Origin of the sequence: Mesorhizobium sp. ORS 3428, assembly GCF_001854785.1 — a bacterium.
Classification (GTDB): Bacteria; Pseudomonadota; Alphaproteobacteria; order Rhizobiales; family Rhizobiaceae; genus Mesorhizobium.
Genome location: NZ_MDFL01000003.1, coordinates 170,081 through 185,508, shown reverse-complemented (window position 1 = coordinate 185,508; position 15,428 = coordinate 170,081). Strand labels below are relative to the sequence as shown.

At 65.0% G+C, this 15,428-nt stretch carries 14 protein-coding genes; 2 read left to right on the top strand and 12 right to left on the bottom strand.

Going from position 1 to position 15,428, the window contains the following annotated elements; genetic code table 11:
- Nucleotides 1–198: 198 nt before the first annotated feature.
- The 7 genes from ORS3428_RS03275 to ORS3428_RS03245 form a co-directional block, all read right to left on the bottom strand.
- Entirely contained in the window at nt 199–1,140 is a 942-nt protein-coding gene (locus tag ORS3428_RS03275; protein WP_071094476.1) for an alpha/beta hydrolase, read from the bottom strand.
- Nucleotides 1,141–1,264: 124 nt separating this feature from the next.
- A complete protein-coding gene (locus ORS3428_RS03270; protein WP_071094474.1) occupies nt 1,265–2,047 on the bottom strand; it encodes a carnitinyl-CoA dehydratase in 783 nt (260 codons plus the stop codon).
- The gene (locus ORS3428_RS03265; RefSeq protein WP_071094579.1) at nt 2,040–4,118 is read right to left on the bottom strand and encodes an acetate--CoA ligase family protein; all 2,079 of its coding nucleotides are present in this window, start codon (nt 4,116–4,118) and stop codon (nt 2,040–2,042) included. Before ORS3428_RS03265 ends, ORS3428_RS03270 begins: the two co-directional genes overlap by 8 nt.
- A 64-nt stretch (nt 4,119–4,182) precedes the next feature.
- Complete coding sequence (locus tag ORS3428_RS03260; RefSeq protein ID WP_071094470.1) at nt 4,183–5,346, bottom strand: acyl-CoA dehydrogenase family protein; 1,164 nt, start codon at nt 5,344–5,346, stop codon at nt 4,183–4,185.
- Nucleotides 5,347–5,350: 4 nt separating this feature from the next.
- The gene (locus tag ORS3428_RS03255) at nt 5,351–6,478 is read right to left on the bottom strand and encodes a 3-hydroxyacyl-CoA dehydrogenase NAD-binding domain-containing protein (protein ID WP_071094468.1); all 1,128 of its coding nucleotides are present in this window, start codon (nt 6,476–6,478) and stop codon (nt 5,351–5,353) included.
- Nucleotides 6,475–7,104, bottom strand: coding sequence for an HD domain-containing protein (locus tag ORS3428_RS03250; protein WP_071094466.1), 630 nt, complete (start codon nt 7,102–7,104; stop codon nt 6,475–6,477). Before ORS3428_RS03250 ends, ORS3428_RS03255 begins: the two co-directional genes overlap by 4 nt.
- A 39-nt stretch (nt 7,105–7,143) precedes the next feature.
- Nucleotides 7,144–8,067 carry a 3-keto-5-aminohexanoate cleavage protein gene (locus ORS3428_RS03245; protein ID WP_071094464.1) on the bottom strand — a complete coding sequence of 308 codons (924 nt, stop codon included), beginning with the start codon at nt 8,065–8,067 and terminating at the stop codon, nt 7,144–7,146.
- Between the two features lie 137 nt (nt 8,068–8,204).
- Between ORS3428_RS03245 and ORS3428_RS03240 the strand changes: the two genes are divergently transcribed.
- On the top strand, nt 8,205–9,185 hold the full coding sequence (locus tag ORS3428_RS03240; protein ID WP_071094462.1) for a GlxA family transcriptional regulator: 981 nt from the start codon (nt 8,205–8,207) through the stop codon (nt 9,183–9,185).
- A 60-nt stretch (nt 9,186–9,245) separates the two neighbouring features.
- On the opposite strand, the gene ORS3428_RS03235 is transcribed toward ORS3428_RS03240, so the two are convergent.
- The 3 genes from ORS3428_RS03235 to xylA all read right to left on the bottom strand — a co-directional run bounded on the left by ORS3428_RS03235 (nt 9,246) and on the right by xylA (nt 11,840).
- A complete protein-coding gene (locus ORS3428_RS03235; RefSeq protein WP_338011907.1) occupies nt 9,246–10,031 on the bottom strand; it encodes a TIGR01458 family HAD-type hydrolase in 786 nt (261 codons plus the stop codon).
- 87 nt (nt 10,032–10,118) lie between these two features.
- Nucleotides 10,119–10,322, bottom strand: coding sequence for a hypothetical protein (locus ORS3428_RS03230; protein ID WP_071094577.1), 204 nt, complete (start codon nt 10,320–10,322; stop codon nt 10,119–10,121).
- Between the two features lie 192 nt (nt 10,323–10,514).
- On the bottom strand, nt 10,515–11,840 hold the full coding sequence (xylA, locus tag ORS3428_RS03225; RefSeq protein WP_071094458.1) for a xylose isomerase: 1,326 nt from the start codon (nt 11,838–11,840) through the stop codon (nt 10,515–10,517).
- A gap of 112 nt (nt 11,841–11,952) precedes the next feature.
- Between xylA and ORS3428_RS03220 the strand changes: the two genes are divergently transcribed.
- Nucleotides 11,953–12,315 carry a nuclear transport factor 2 family protein gene (locus ORS3428_RS03220; protein WP_071094575.1) on the top strand — a complete coding sequence of 121 codons (363 nt, stop codon included), beginning with the start codon at nt 11,953–11,955 and terminating at the stop codon, nt 12,313–12,315.
- A gap of 194 nt (nt 12,316–12,509) precedes the next feature.
- On the opposite strand, the gene xylB is transcribed toward ORS3428_RS03220, so the two are convergent.
- Both xylB and ORS3428_RS03210 read right to left on the bottom strand, forming a co-directional pair.
- Complete coding sequence (xylB, locus tag ORS3428_RS03215; RefSeq protein WP_071094455.1) at nt 12,510–13,964, bottom strand: xylulokinase; 1,455 nt, start codon at nt 13,962–13,964, stop codon at nt 12,510–12,512.
- 82 nt (nt 13,965–14,046) lie between these two features.
- Nucleotides 14,047–15,372: a tetratricopeptide repeat protein gene (locus ORS3428_RS03210; protein WP_071094453.1), complete on the bottom strand. Its 1,326-nt coding sequence runs from the start codon at nt 15,370–15,372 to the stop codon at nt 14,047–14,049.
- Nucleotides 15,373–15,428 lie beyond the last annotated feature (56 nt).

Sequence of the window (15,428 nt, the reverse complement as noted above, 5' to 3'; positions counted from 1 at the left end):
AATCAGCCGGAAGCCCAGCGCATCGACCCGCTCCCGAAAGCGGTGGCCGCACCGAGCCGTCTCTGGGTTTCCGATCATCGAGGTTTCCTTTCCTGCCCGCACCACGCGGTGCTTAGCTGTCAGTCGCGGACAGACGAGGAAAGGTTCAATGCGAGGAATTGGGCAAGCCGGGAGAGACGCCTTTTCCGACTGCGGGGATCACCAGATCCACTCGCCCCGGCCGAGCACGGACACCGCCTCGACGATGCGGGTGAAGCTGGCGCGCGCCCGGCCGACCATATGCCGGGCCCTGAGATAGCTGTGCACCAGCCCCGGCTCCTCGAACCAGTAGGCGTGCCCACCTGCCGCGACGACGCGGTCACGATAGGCCTCGCCGTCGGAGGATAGCGGATCGCATTGCGCTGTGATCAGCACCGTGGGCGGCAGGTAGGCGAAATTGGCGTCGGCGAGCGGCGACAGCGTGATGTCGCCGGTTCGATCCACGCCGCCGGTGCGGATGTTCAGGTAGAACTCGGTATCGCGCAGCGTGAGCATCGGCGCCTCGGCATGCGTCACATAGGAGCCGCGCGCGCGGTCGCCGCCGAGGCTGGGATAGATCAGCACCTGGCCGATCGGCTTCTTGATGTGGCCTCGCGTGGCATGGGCAACGGCGGCGCAGAGATTGCCGCCGGCGCTGTCGCCGCAGAGCACGACAGGGCAGTCGTAGGTCGAGGCCGCCCATTCGAAGGCGGTCATGGCGTCGTCGAAGGCGGCCGGGTGCAGATGCTCCGGTGCCAGCCGATAGTCGACCGAGACCACCTCGTAGCCGGTGCGCCCGCAAATCTCGGCGCAGACGTCGTCATGGCTGTCCAGTCCGCCAAGGATGAAGCCGCCGCCATGGACGTAGAGCACCATCGCCGGCTTGTTTGCCGTCGCGTTGCGATAGATGCGGATCGGGATGCTGTTGGTCGGGGTGGCAATTGCCGTCGTTTCGGCCGTGACGCCTTCCGGGTAGCCGGCAAAGAACTCCCGGCACATCCGGTCGTAGATCGCGCGCTGCTCGGCGATCGTGTAGTCGATCGTGTCAGGCGGATAGTAGGAATTGGTCTTCTCGATGAAGGCCCAGGTCTCAGCGTCGATGAGGGTTTTATAGTTGGTCATAGGCACTCCTTACCTCCCCCTGGATGGGGGAGGTCGCCGCGAAGCGGCGGGAGGGGGTGGCGGCGCTTCACCCCACCCCGGACCTTCGGTCTTACCCTCCCCATCGAGGGGAGGGTAAGACGGCCTACTTTCCCTTCCACACCGGATCGCGCTTTTCGGCGAAGGCGCGAAAACCTTCCATATTGTCCTCCGAGCCGTAGAGGATATCGACGGTCGGCAGCTGGCGGCGCGTCACCTTGTTCATCGCCTCCTGGAAGGTCAGCGCTTCCGCCACGCGCGCCGTTTCCTTGATCGCTGCGAAGACYAGCGGCGGGCCGCTGGCCAAAAGCCGCGCGATCTCCCAGACGCGGWCCTCGAGCTTCTCCTTGGGCAGCACCTCGTTGACCAGGCCCCAGCGATGCGCTTCCGCGACATCCATCCAGCGGCCTGTGAGCAGCAGGTCCATGGCGATGTGGTAGGGGATGCGCTTCGGTAGCTTGATGGTGGCGGCATCGGCCAGCGTGCCGGCACGGATCTCGGGCAGCGCGAAGGAGGAATGGTCCGAGGCGTAGATGAGGTCGCAGGACAGCGCCAGCTCGAAGCCACCGCCCACCGCCATGCCGTTGACACAGGCAATCATCGGCTTGTTCAAGTCGCGCAGTTCCTGCAGTCCGGCAAAGCCGCCGACGCCATAGTCGCCGTCGACCGCGTCGCCGGCGGCCGCCGCTTTCAGATCCCAGCCGGCGCTGAAGAACTTGTCGCCGGCCGTCTTGACGATGGCGACGCGCAGGTCCGGATCGTCGCGGAACGCCTTGAAGGTCTCGCCCATCAGCCGCGACGTCTTCAGGTCGATCACATTGGCCTTCGGCCGGTCGAGCGTGACTTCGAGGATTGTGCCTTCGCGACGGGTGGTGATGACGTCAGCCATTCTTCTTTTCTCCAAGCACCAGCAGGGTGTCCGCGATCCAGGCGCCCTTGCCTTCGGCGCAGACGATCAGCGGATTGATGTCGAGTTCTTCGATCTCGCCGGCATTCTTCTGCACGAAGTCGGCTATGCCGGCGATGGCGTCGATGGCGRCCGCGACGTCGGCCTTCGGCTGGCCGCGATAGCCCTCGAGCAGCGGGTAAAGCTTCAATCCACGCAATGYCGCCTCGATGTCGTCGCGCGTCGCCGGCAGCATCAGGGTCACGCTGTCACGCAAGAGCTCGACCAGCACGCCGCCGGTGCCGAGCGTCATCACCGCGCCGAACATTGGGTCGCGCGTGAAGCCGACGATCAGCTCGGCGACGCCGTCGCGCACCATGCGCTCGGCATAGAGCCCGGTGCCGAGCGGTAGCAGGTCATGYGCGGCATTGCTGACGGATTCGGCATCCTTGAGGTTCAGCCGCACGGCGCCGACTTCGGACTTGTGCGTCACGCCGAGCGCCTTCAGCGCCACCGGGAAACCGAGCGCCATGGATGATATCACCGCCTCGACGGCGTTGCTCGCGCGCTCGCCCTTCGGCACCGGCAGCCCGGCCTCGAGCAGACGCGCCTTGGCCTCGGCCTCGTCGGGGGTGGTGTGGCTGCCGTCGGTCGCGCCGGCGGCCGACGTGTCGACGGGCTGCGCCTGCGGCTCGCGCCAGGCCCAGCCGATGAAGGCCGCCGCCTGGGCGGCATCCATCGCTTCCGAAATGCCGAAAAGCGGCACCATGCCGCGCGCCATCAGGCCGGCGGTGTATTCCTCCGGCAGGTTTTCGGGCAGCGAGGAGACGATCGCGCCCTGCGCCCTGTTGGTCTTCAACGCCGCCTCGAAGGCGCGCAGGGTCGCCCACCAGTCGGTGTCGGAGCAGCGGTCGGGGCGCGGGAAGTCGAGCACCAGCATATTGAGGTCGAAGTCCCCCGACACCATGGCGGTGAAGGTGGCCGTCATCGCCGGCTCGTTGTTCCAGATGAAGGTGTGGTAGTCGAGCGGATTGGCGACCGCGACAAGCGGCCCGAGCGTCGATTTGACATGGGCGCGGTGCTCGGCCGTCAGCGTCGGAAAATGCACCCAGCGCCCTTCGGCGCTGTCTGCCATCACGGAAGCCTCGCCGCCCGAGCAACTCATCGACGACAATCTGTAGCCGGGCAGCGGTCCGGTGATATGCAGCAGCTTCAGCGCCTCGATGAAGGCGGGGATCGAATCGACGCGCGCGATGCCGAGCCGCTTCAGGAAGGCGCCGGAAGCGGCGTCTGAGCCGGCAAGCGAAGCGGTGTGCGACACCGTCGCTTGCCTCGCCTGCTCGGAGCGGCCGACTTTCATGGCGATGATCGGCTTCTTCAACTCGCGCGCTCTGGCCGCCAGACGCTCGAAGCCGGCGACGGAGTCGAAAGCCTCGATATGCAGGCCGAGCGACGTGACGCGCTCGTCCTCGATCAGGCCGAGCGCCATTTCCGAAAGGCCGGTCTGCGCCTGGTTGCCGGCCGTCATCAGGAAGGCGATCGGCAGGCCGCGCTTCTGCATCGTCATGTTGATGGCGATGTTGGACGACTGGGTGATGATGGCAACGCCCTTGCCGCCGTCGGCCAGCCGGATGCCGCCATGCTGGTCGGGCCACAAAAGCGCGCCGTCGGCATAGTTGATCAGGCCGTAGCAGTTCGGGCCGATGATCGGCATCTGGCCAGCGGCGGCGACCAGTTCGGCCTGCAGCCGCTCACCGTCCTCGTCATAAGCCTCGGTCTCGAGGAAGCCTGCGGCAAAGCAGACGGCGCCGCCGGCGCCGCGCTCGGCCAGCGCCCTGATGACCTCGATGGTGAGATGCCGGTTGACGCCGACGAAGGCGGCGTCCGGCGCTCCGGGCAGATCGGCGACGGAGCGGTATGCCTTGCGGCCGGCGACCTCGTCCTTTGTCGGATGCACCGGCCAGATCTCGCCGGCAAAGCCCATCTTGATCGATTGCGCGACGACTGCCGCGGCCTGCGCGCCGCCGAACACGGCGATCGATTTCGGGCGCAGGAGACGTTCGAGTTTATGCATGGTCATCTTTTCGTTTGAGCACGATCTTTCCCAAAACCGGGTCCCGGTTTTGGGCGATCATGCTCTAAGCCCCGAACGGACGCAGCAGCGCCCGCGAAATAATATGTCGCTGAATCTCCGAAGTGCCTTCCCAGATGCGCTCGACGCGCGCGTCGCGCCAGATGYGCTCCAGCGGCAGGTCGTCCATCAGTCCCATGCCGCCATGGATCTGGATCGCTTCGTCGGCAACGAAAGCCAGCATCTCGGTGGCTTTCAGCTTGGCCATTGCCATATCCTGATCGGTGACGGTGCCCTGATCGTACTTCCAGCCGGCTTCGAACACCATCAGGTCGGCGGCCTTCAATTCCGTCGCCATGTCGGCGAGCTTGAAGGACACACCCTGGAACTTGCCGATCTGCTGGCCGAATTGCTGGCGCTGCGCGGCATATTCGATGGCATGGGAAAGCGCGCGCTCGGCGCGGCCGAGGCAAGTGGCGCCGACCTGCAGGCGCGTGGCACCGAGCCAGGAATTGGCAACCTCGAAGCCCTTGTGCACCTCACCGAGAACCTGGCTCGCCGGCAGCCGGCAGTCGTCGAATTCGAGGATCGAATTGGTGTAGCCGCGATGCGAGACATTGCGGTACCCGTCGCGCACCGAAAATCCCTTGGTGCCCTTGTCGACGAAGAAGGCGGTGATCTTCTTGCGTTTGCCACGCGGCGAATCCTCCTCACCGGAGGCCATGAAGACGATGGCAAAGTCGGCGATGTCGGCATGGCTGATGAAATGCTTGGTGCCGTTGAGCACCCAGTCCGAGCCGTCCTGCACGGCCGTCGCCTTCATGCCGCGCAGGTCGGAACCGGCGCCGGGCTCGGTCATTGCCAGGCAGTCCCATTTCTCGCCGCGGATGCAGGGGAAGAGATATTTCTCGCGCTGCTCTGGCGTGCCGGCGAGCAAGATGTTGGACGGACGCGCCACGCAGGTCCAGTGAAGCGCGTAATTGGCGCGGCCGAGCTCCTTCTCATAGAGCAGCCAGCTCACCGTATCGAGGCCCGCGCCGCCGACATCGGCAGGCATGTTGGCGGCGTAAAGCCCGGCCGCGATCGCCTTGGCCTTCAGCTCGTCGATCAGCTCGCGGCGCAGCACGCCGGTGCGCTCGACTTCCTGCTCATGCGGGTAAAGCTCATTCTCGACGAAGGCGCGCGTCGTCTCGACGATGAGTTTTTGCTCTTCCGAAAGCCCGAAATGCATCGCCCTAGCCCTTCTTGCTTTTCTTCTTAGGCTTCTCGACCTTGGTCGGCTTTTCAGCCTTTGCCGGCTTTGCAGCCTTCTTCGCCGGCTTGGCGGTTTTTGCCTTGTCGGCCGACTTGCCGGCCGGCTTCCCCGCCAGCTTGGCAAGCTGCCTGGTGTAGTCCTTGTGCAGCGCGCCGGCGCCCCAGCCCTTGCCCTTGTTCTGCTTCGACAGCGCGTCCATGATGGCGACCAGATTGTCGTCGCGGATGCGCTCAAGCTCGCGGATCGACAGGCCATGYGCCTGCTCGTCTGACTGCGTGGCGATCAGGTCGACCAGCTCGTCATTGAACTCCGGCACGTCCATCAGCTTGGTCCATGGCCATTTCAGGCAAGGCCCGAACTGCGCCATGAAGTGGCRCATGCCGGCCTCGCCGCCGGCGACGCGGTAGACCTGGAACATGCCCATCTGTGCCCAGCGCAGGCCGAACGAATAGCGCATGATGTCGTCGAGTTCCTCGACGGTGCATATGCCGTCCTTGATCAGCCACAGYGCTTCGCGCCAGGCGGCCTCGARCAGACGGTCGCCGACAAAGGCCTCGATCTCCTTGCGGATCACCACCGGCTTCATGCCGATCGAGGCGTAGAGCTCCTTGGCGACCTCGATCGCCTCCGGGAAAGTCTGCGCGCCGCCGACGATCTCGACCAGCGGCAAAAGATAGACCGGATTGAACGGATGGCCGACAACCAGCCGTTCCGGATGCTTCTTCATCGCCACCTGCATGTCGCTCGGCTTGATGCCCGAAGTCGAGGAGCCGACGATGGCGTTGGCCGGCGCGTGCTGGTCGATCTCGGCCAGCACCTTGTGCTTGAGATCGAGCCGCTCCGGCACGCTCTCCTGGATGAAGTCGGCGTACGCCACCGCCTCGGCGATCGTCTTGGCGAAGGTAAGCTTGCCTTCCTTGGGCAGGCCGCCGGGCAGCATCTGCTTGTAGGCGCGGCGTGCGCCCTTCATCACCTCGCCCACCTTACGCGACGCTTCGGGATCGGGATCGAAGATCGACACGTCGATGCCGTTCAAGAGCAGCCGCGCCACCCAGCCGGCGCCGATGACGCCGCCGCCGATGGCAGCCGCCTTGTTGATGATGCTCATGGTCGGGCTCCGGTTCTTGTCTTGGCTGTTTCGGGATCGGTAAGCGGCACGCGCTCGCCGGCGCGGATCACCGTCGGGTCGTAGGCCTTGCGCGCGAAGACTTCGAGCACGAAGGGCCGGAAGAATTCGATCGGCAACGTCTCGTGGTCGGGGTCGAAGCTCGACTGGTCCCAGCGCTCGCAGAACTGGTCGCAGTCGTTGAAATAGAGGTGGCCGGCGAAGCGGTCGCGCGCATGCCGGTTGCCGCCGAGATGATGCGCGWAGTAGAGGCGCTGGAAGTCGCCGTGCTTCTCCACCACCCAGGTGCATTGCTCGCGTACGAAGGGTTTCAGGATCGCCGCGGCGTATTCGTCGTGATTGTAGGGCGCGTAGATGTCGCCGATGTCATGCAGCAGCGCCGAGACGATCCAGTCGGTGTCGGCGCCGTCGCGCCAGGCGCGCGTCGCCGCCTGCAGCGAATGGCCGAGCCGGGTGATCTTGTACCCGGAAAGGCCCTCGTCGAGCTGCACGAGAGCATCGAGCAGCCGATCGCCGGTCTTGGCGGCATAGTCGATCTCATGGGCGGTCAGGAATTCATAGTCTTCCTTGTCGCCATCCTTCATCGCGGTGAATTTGACGGTAGCCATCTCAACCCCCGGTATTGCTTGAGCATGATCTTTTCGGGATCATGCTCCCGCCGCGATCGGCGCCCGCTTGGTGAGGTTGAGCTTCTTGCGCACCTCCTCCGGCCCGAGTACCCGTGCGCCGAGATTGGTGACGATGCTGAYGGCCCGCTCGACGAGCTGTGCATTGGTGGCGAGCACGCCCTTGTCCAGCCACAGATTGTCTTCGAGGCCGACACGGACATTGCCGCCGGCCAGYACCGCCGCCGCGACATAGGCCATCTGGTTGCGGCCGATCGAGAAGGCCGACCAGTTCCAGGTCGACGGCACGTTGTTGACCATCGCCATGAAGGTGTTGAGGTCGTCCGGCGCGCCCCACGGCACGCCCATGCAGAGCTGCACCAGCGCATCCGGATTGAGGACCTTCTCCTCGACAAGCTGCTTGGCGAACCACAGATGGCCGGTGTCGAAGGCCTCGATCTCGGGCTTGACRCCGAGTGCCGTCATCATGCCGCCCATGGCGCGCAGCATGCCGGGCGTGTTGGTCATCACGTAGTCGGCCTCGGCGAAGTTCATCGTGCCGCAATCCAGCGTGCAGATCTCCGGCAGGCACTGGCGCACATGCTCCATGCGGTTCGAGGCACCGCCCATGTCGGTGCCCTTCTCATTGAGCGGGAGCGGCGCCTCGGGCGAGCCGAACACCATGTCGCCGCCCATGCCGGCTGTGAGGTTCAGCACTACGTCGACTTCTGCTGCGCGGATGCGCTCGGTCACTTCGCGGTAGAGATGCACGTCGCGCCTGGGCTTGCCGGTCTCGGGGTCGCGCACATGGCAATGGACGATCGCGGCGCCCGCCTTGGCGGCCTCGATCGCCGAATCGGCGATCTGCTTGGGTGAGCGCGRCACATTCGGGCTGCGGTCCTGCGTGCCGCCGGAGCCGGTCACGGCACAGGTAATGAAGACCTCACGGTTCATCGCGAGTGGCATCGTCGTTCCTCCCAAAATCGATCAGCCATCCATGTCGACCAAAAAATCGGAAACCGGCTTTGGTATGACGACAGGCGCCGAAGCTGGCCAAGAATGACCGACTTGCCGAAAACTGTTTTGCGTTTTACGAAGTTCTCATGATCAAAAGCGAAAAGCCGACGATCTTTCGCTCCGAGCGCGAGACGCTCAAGGTGACGTTCCTGGTGTTCTCGGGCTCGTCCATCATGTGCGTGGCCTCGGCGGTCGACCCGCTGCGCGCAGCCAACCGCATCTCCGGCGAGACATTGTTCGATTTCAAGCTGGTCTCGATCACCGGCGAGGCGCCGGTCACCACCTGCGGCCTGCCTGTCGCGGTCAGCGGCCGCTTCGATGCCGGCGAACCGACCGACATGCTGGTCGTAGTCGCCGGCTTCGGCACGCAGAACTACGCCACCGCCGCGCTGCTTGCGGGTTTGCGGAGGGCAGCGCGTGCGGCGCGCGCCTGCGGCGGCGTCGAGGCCGGCACCTGGCTGGTGGCGCGCGCCGGCCTGCTCGAGGGCCGCAGCGCCACCACGCATTGGGAAGACATGGAGGATTTTTCCGCCGCTTTTCCCGGTGTCGACGTGCGGCCGGACCGTTATGTCATCGACGGGCCGGTCTTCACTTCCGGCGGCGCCTCGCCGACCTTCGACCTGATGCTGCATCTCGTCCGCACAAGGCTCGGCATGGCGGCGGCGCTCGATGTGGCGAGCGTGTTCATCTACGACCAGGCCCGCGCCGCGACCGATGCGCAGCCGCTGGTCTCGCTCGGCCGGCTCGACGGCTATGATCCGCGGCTTGCCCAGGCAATCCGGCTGATGGAAGCGCATGTCGACCAGCCGCTGACCATCGACGCGGTGGCGAAGCGCGCCGGCGTAACGGCAAGAACGCTGGAAGGCATTTTCCGCAAGTCGATCGGCGAGACGCCCGGCGCCTATTATCTGAGGCTGCGCCTCAGCGCCGCCCGCCGCCTGGTGGTCGACACGCGCATCGCCATGGCGGATATTGCCGAGCGCACCGGCTTTTCCTCTGCCGCGGCTTTTTCCAGGGCGTTTTCGAGAGCTTTCGGCGAAGCGCCGGTCAGGCTGCGGCGCGGCTAGCGCATGTCGCCCAAAAGTGCGCAGCGGTTTTGGGAAAACGACATGCGAAATACAAAAAACTTAAGGCGCGTCGCCTGAATCCGTTTCAGCGCGGCGCGCCTTAAGTATCCACTCGGTCGCGGCGGCGAGGTCGTCGACAACCGCAGTTGGAGCGGGATCGAAGCGTGTTTCGTCATCCGGGCGGCACTTTCCCGTCCGCACCAGCAGCGCCGCGCCAAGACCGGCGCTGAGCGCGCCTGCGACATCGCTTTCGGCATCGTCACCGACCATCACCGCATCGGTTGCATCGCAATTCAAATCCGCGAGCGCCGAGAGGAAGAAATCCGGYGACGGCTTGCCGAGCACGATCGGGCTTCGGCCGCTCGCGAATTCAAGGGCCGCCACGAAGGCGCCGGCGTCGAGGCTGAGCTGGCCGTCGGCATCCTTGAAGCTGCGGTTGGTGGCCAAAGCCAGAAAATCGCCGCCGGCAATCAGCTCGCGAAACGCCAGGTTGAGACTGGCATAGTCGAAGGCCTCGCCGGCATCGCCGACGACGACGGCGTGGCCATTGCCGCCTCTCAGGCCTGAGAACTCGGCTTCGAGGTCGGGATGGACGAGCAGATGCGGCTGGCGCTCATGCCTGCGCAGCCATTCGACCGCGGCGAGTGCCGGCGTCAGCAATTCTTCATCCGCAACCTCGACGCCAAGCGCGGCAAGCTGCGCAATGATTCGGTGGCGCGGCGAACGTGTCGTGTTGCTGACAAAGCGGAGCGGCAGGCCGGCCTCGCGCAAACGCTCGACCGCGGCCACAGCGCCTGCGATCGGGGTGTCGCCGTCATAGACGACACCCGCAAGGTCGAGCAGCACCGCGCGTATCATCGGTGCAGGTTGGAGAATCAGTCTCCGTTCGTCAAACCATGGAAAACAGGGCCACGGAGAATGGGCCCCGCAAGATCAGGCGGCGCTACGACCCTCGCGAACGATGCGCGAGCGCATGGTCTTGGCAAGCGCCGTTTCGAGCCGCGCGGCGACCGCACGGTCCCATTCATTCGCATTACGGGCGCCATCCTTCGGATGCGGTAGCGCCATCAGGCGGTCGATGATCGATCCGGCCTCGCTGGGAGAGAGCAGGGCGTCGATTTCGCGTTCGTGCTGCATACGTTTCGCCTCCTTCTTTCCATTCCGCCACATAACCACAATATACGAAGTCYGTGACGGCTGTTTGAAGGCGAGAGCGCGGCGATTGAAAGGCGGCGCGAGGCAAAACCTTGTCGCGCAGATTCACCTGCGCGGAATGCGATTCCAGGCTCGGCGGCACCCGATCGGGTGYCGCGAGAAGGTCGGCCCGGCTTACACGTAGCGGTTGACGATATTCTCGAGCAGCTCCTGCCGGCCGGAGCGCGGCTGCGGCTCGATCTTCTTCTTCACCACGCGCTCGGCGATTTCTTCCAGCGTGCGCTTGCCCGAAAGCATCGCCTTGCCTTCGGCCGTGTTCCAGCCGGCATAGCGCTCGGCGAGCGGAGCCGACAGCGCCTTGTCCTCTATCATTTTCGCCRCCGCCTTAAGGCCGCGCGCGCAGGCGTCCATGCCGCCGATATGGCCGATCAGCAGGTCCTCCGGGTCGAGCGACTGGCGCCGCAGCTTGGCGTCGAAATTGGTGCCGCCGGTCTTGAAGCCGCCGCCCTGCAGGATCTGGTAGTAGGCCAGGGCCATTTCCGGCACGTTGTYCGGGAACTGGTCGGTGTCCCAGCCGGACTGGTAGTCGTTGCGGTTCATGTCGATCGAGCCGAAGATGCCCAGCGCATTGGCCAAAGCCAGCTCGTGCTCGAAGGAATGRCCGGCGAGGATCGCGTGGCCCTGCTCGATGTTGAGCTTGACCTCCTTCTCCARCCCGAATCGCTTGAGGAAGCCGTAGACGGTGGCGACATCGTAGTCGTACTGGTGCTTGGTCGGCTCCTGYGGCTTTGGCTCGATCAGGATCGTGCCCTTGAACCCGATCTTGTGCTTGTAGTCGATGACGAGGTTGAGGAAGCGGCCGGCCTGCTCCTGTTCGCGGGCAAGGTCGGTATTGAGCAGCGTCTCATAGCCTTCGCGCCCGCCCCACAGCACATAGTTCTCGCCCTTCAGCTTCTTGGTGACGTCGATGCACTTCTTCACCGTCGCCGCCGCATAGGCGAACACGTCCGGATCGGGATTGGTGGCCGCGCCGGCCATGAAGCGGCGGTGCGAGAACAGGTTTGCCGTGCCCCACAGCAGCTTGACGCCGGTTTCCTTCATCTTGCCGGCGAAATAATCGGCGATCTCGTCGAGGCGCGCCGCGCTTTCGGAGAAATCCTTGCCTTCCGGGCGGACGTCGGCGTCGTGGAAGCAGAAATACGGAACGCCGAGCAGCGAGAACATCTCGAAGGCGACGTCGGCCTTGAGCTTGGCCAACTCCATCGTGTCGATGCCGCCGGGCTTGGCGAACCAGGGACGATCGAAGGTCTGGCCGCCGAACGGGTCGCCGCCCTGCCAGGCGAAGGAGTGCCAGTAGGCGACGGCGAAGCGCAGATGGTCTTCGAGCCGCTTGCCGGCCACCACCTCGTCCGCGTTGTAGAACCGGTAGGCCAGCGGATTGGTCGAATCCGGCCCCTCATATTTGATCTTCTTGATGTCGCCGAAAAATCCGCTGCCCATGGTTTCCTTCCTCTCCGAATGGTTCCGCCCGATTACCTCAGGCGTAATTGGTTTCGCTGCTTCGTCGGGCGAAAAGCGTCATGTCGAAACGATCCAACGAAGGATGAAGACAATGACCGACCTCAACACGATCACCCGGAACTACATCACCGCCTGGAACGAGAGCGATGCGACGCGCCGCAAGGCCCTGCTTGAGGCTGCTTTCACCAAGGATGTCAGCTATCGCGACCCGGTCATGCAGGGCGACGGCCACGAAGGCATCGCCGCCTTGATCGACGGTGTCCAGCAGCGCTTTGCCGRCTTCCGCTTCTCGCTGAAAGGCCAGCCGGACGGTTTCGCCGACCGCATCCGTTTCTCGTGGAACCTCGGACCCGAGGGCGCAGAATCCGTCATCGAAGGCACCGACATCGGCGTCATTGAGAACGGCCGCCTGAAGAGCATCACCGGCTTCCTCGACAAGCTGCCGGCRCAGTGAGGCTGACCGGGTAAGGCAGGCGCGAGGCACCCCCCTCTGGCCTGCCGRCCATCTCCCCCTCAAGGGGGGAGATCGGGTGTCACGCCGGCTTTCGCCAATCTCCAGAGTCGCAGGAATGGCCGGGGCGTCCAAACTGCCAATCTCCCCCCTTGAGGGGGAGATGCCCGGCAGGGCAGAGGGGGGTAAGCGCCGACTCACGCGGTTGCGGCCCGAATCGCCGGATAAAGCGCGCGGTAGCGCTGATAGGCATCTGCGAAGGCGCCGCCGAGCCCGGTGTCAGGCTCGATCGTGGCATCGGTCGCCGGCGCGGTGCAGACGGCAAGCGGATCGGCGCCCGTCGCGGCGATCAGGCCGAGCCGCGCCGCGCCGAAGGCGGCGCCGAAATCGCCGTCGGCCGGAATATCGACCGGAAGCTGAAGGGCGGTGGCGATCGCCTTCAGCCAGTAGCGCGAGCGTGAGCCGCCGCCGATCGCGGTCACCCGGGCCAGCATCGTGCCGGCCGTCCTCAGCGCTTCGAGGCTGTCGCGGAAGGCAAACGCCACCCCTTCGAGCACCGCTTGCGTCAGCTCGGCGCGGCCCGATTGATGTGCCAGCCCGGTAAACGAGCCGCGGATGGCGGAATCATTGTGCGGCGTCCGCTCGCCGGAAAGATAGGGCAGGAAGGTGACGCCTGTAGGCGCCTTGAGGCTGTCGCCCAACTCGCCGGTCAACTCGCCGGCGCTTTTGYCGGTGATCTCCGACAGCCAGTTGAGCGAATCGGTAGCCGACAGGATCACACCCATCTGATGCCAGGTGTTTGGCAGCGCATGGCAGAAGGTGTGCACCGCGCTTTCCGGATTGGGCAGGTAGGACGCATTGGCGGCGAAAAGCACGCCCGACGTGCCGAGCGATACAAAGGCATGGCCGGCACGCACCGTTCCCATGCCGCAGGCCGACGCCGCATTGTCGCCGGCGCCGCCGGCGATCGGAGTTCCGGCGTCAATGCCCCATTTCGCCGCAAGTTCGCCGCGCAAGCCGCCGGCCTTCGCCGTGCCCTCGACCAGAGACGGCATGTGCTTTTCCTCAAGYGATGTTGCGGCCAGCAGCTCGGAGGACCAGCGGCGCTTGCCGACATCGAGCCAGGCCGTGCCGGCCGAATCCGACATTTCCGAAATATGCTCGCCCGTCAGCCAGAGCCGCAGATAGTCTTTCGGCAGGAGCACCTTGGCCACTTGGGTAAAGATTGCCGGCTCGTTGTTCTTCACCCAGCCAAGCTTYGGCGCCGTGAAGCCCGGGAAGACGATGTTGCCGGTGAGCTCGCGGAAGCGCGGGTCGGCGTCGAGCGCAGCCGCCTCGACATGACTGCGTGTGTCGTTCCACAGGATGCAGGGGCGCAGCACCTTGTCCGAGGCGTCGAGCAGGGTCGCGCCATGYATCTGCCCGGAAAGGCCGATGCCCTTGACGGCCGCGAGTTCCTTGGGGTGCGAGACCTTGAGCTCGGCTACCGCTTTCTCGCAGGCCACGATCCAATAGGCGGGGTCCTGCTCGGACCAGCCCGGATGCGGCCGCGAGACATCGAGCGAGCCATGGCCGGAGCCGATGATCTTCTGGCGATCATCGATCAGCAGCGCCTTGACGCCTGAAGTGCCCAGGTCGAGGCCTAGATACATGATTTCCTCCCATTGCCATTAATTTTTTCGGAGCTCGAAAAAATTTGGCTCGGCCAGTTCTTATGCCAAGTTCCGTCTCGGGTCAATTCTCTGACAAATCGGCCGCGCGCCGCGAGAACAGCGCCGATAGCGGGCTGTGCGGCCGCGCCAGCCGGCGCTCTGCCGCAAGCGCCCGCGCCAGCCCGGCCTGGCCGGCACGCAGCGACGCCTCGATCAGCGTCAGGTCGATCACATCTCGCTGCGCATGGCTGCCGCCGAAGCGGTGCGCGATCGAGCGGATCGGCCGGATCAGCCGCACCGCCTCATCGTAATTGTCCTCGCCGAATGCCTTGATGGCCAAGCTCAAGGGATGGCCGACATCGCGGGTGAAGGCGGCGTTGTCGTCATTGCCCCGCATCGCCTCGCGCTGCGCTTCGAGCAAGATCTGCACGGCAGCGTCCAGTCCGGCGCCGACAAAGGCCATCATCGCATGCGCGTCGTTGAAGGCATAATTGCCGGCCGCGGCCTTCGGCACCCAGTTCGCGGCAACGGCTTGCCAGCGGTTACCGACATCGATGCCGCCGAGATGGAGACGCCAAAGAATCGCCGAGGCGTCGACCATGTTGAGCGCCAGCGTCGAGCGGTCGCCRTAGATCGGACCGTCATAGAGCTTGAGCACTTCATCCGTCTCGCCGAGATCGTGGTGGAACAGTGCCAGGTGCCACCAATTGTGGATCTTGAGGAAGCTGTCGTTCGACCACGCGTCGGGGTTGGCGCGCATCCAGGCGATGCCGTCGCTTTGCCGGCTCTGCATCTCCATGACATGCGCGACCGCATGCTGAGCCCAGCCGTCGCGCGGCTCGATCTCGACCGCCTGCCGACCGAAGGATTCGGCCCGCGTATAGTCGCCCATCTCCTCCAGCCCGAAAGCCTGCATGCCCAGAATGGCGTGATAGCCCGGCATGCTTTCCCGCCAGGCCGGCAGTGCCCGGCCGATGCGGTCGCGCAGCATGCGGGCATTGCCGGTGAAGAAGTCGATCTGGTGGCCAACCTGCAGCGCCACCGCGTCGAACGGATTGTCGATCGCGATGTCCTCCAGGATGCGGGCAGCCTCGTGYCAGCGTCCACCGGCGAGGTGGCCGAGCGCCGCGACATGCGCCTGTTCGCGCGCGGTGCCGGCGAGCGGCAGCGCGGCTTCGTGGCAGGACYGCGCAACCGCCACTGCCTCGCGCTCGGTGGCGAGGCCGAACAGGTAGCCCTTGAACACGTGTGCCATCGCGAAGCCGGGGTCGTCGGCGATCGCGCGGTCTATTGTAGCGACCGGATCGCCGATGAAGCATTGCAGCTCATGGACGGCTCTGGCGTAGGACGAGAACCCGGCTTCGGTCGCGCCGGAATAGGCCAGGCCGAATGCGTCCTTCAACGCCATTGGATGCCCTTCGATGATCGCAGATCTGTCGTTCGGAGCCCGATCCTAGAGCATTG